The 717-nt window shown below is 62.6% G+C and carries 2 protein-coding genes; both read left to right on the top strand.

From position 1 onward, the window contains the following. Nucleotides 1-248, top strand: a 248-nt coding sequence (locus tag EOC06_RS43535) for an undecaprenyl diphosphate synthase family protein (protein WP_245470074.1), incomplete at its 5' end; no start/stop codon positions are given. After that, nucleotides 245-717: phosphatidate cytidylyltransferase (locus EOC06_RS43530; RefSeq protein ID WP_245470075.1), on the top strand; the 473-nt coding region annotated here is incomplete at its 3' end. The genes EOC06_RS43535 and EOC06_RS43530, both read left to right, overlap by 4 nt.

The raw sequence follows: 717 nt of genomic DNA, 5'->3' as shown, positions 1-717 counted from the left end.
TTGCCGGCGCGCTTGATACGCAAGGCATTCCCGACCCGGAATTGGTCATTCGCACCAGCGGCGAGCTTCGGCTGTCGAACTTCCTTCTGTGGCAAGCCGCCTATAGCGAACTCGTCTTCCTGCCTTGCTACTGGCCCGACTTCAGCCGCGAGCACCTTGCGGAAGCTTTGCGTGAGTTTGCTGGCCGCGAACGCCGTTTCGGCGGACTTGGGGGCCAGGACGTCGCTTCGCGACCGGCCGCGGGATGAGCAATCTTCAACTGCGTATCGTTTCGGCGATCGTGCTCGCCATCATCACTCTCGGCTTGACCTGGATCGGCGGTTTGCCGTTCCGGCTGCTGTGTGCCGTGATCGTAGCGGCGATCTTCTATGAATGGACCCGCATGTCGCGGCCAACCGGGGCAACGGGCCTTGGTTTCCTGCCGGAAGCACTGCTGGTTGTCTTCATTGGCGCCTTGATTGGCGGTCTGGCCGCCTCCTGGCTGCTGCCGCTTGTGGCGGCCATCGTTGCCGCAACGGCGATAGCCGCCTCGGTTCGCAAGACCGGACAATGGGATGCGAGCGGCCTTGCCTATGCCGCGGTTTCAGGCCTGTCGCTCGCCTTGCTGCGCGATGGCGATCGTTCAGGCCTCATTGCCATCCTGTTCCTGTTCGCTGTCGTCTGGGCCACCGATATCCTTGCCTATTTCGTTAGCCGAGCCGTTGGGGGGGCGAAACT

This window comes from Mesorhizobium sp. M7A.F.Ca.MR.362.00.0.0, assembly GCF_004023175.1.
GTDB lineage: Bacteria > Pseudomonadota > Alphaproteobacteria > Rhizobiales > Rhizobiaceae > Mesorhizobium.
This window is presented reverse-complemented; position numbering and strand designations above follow the sequence as displayed.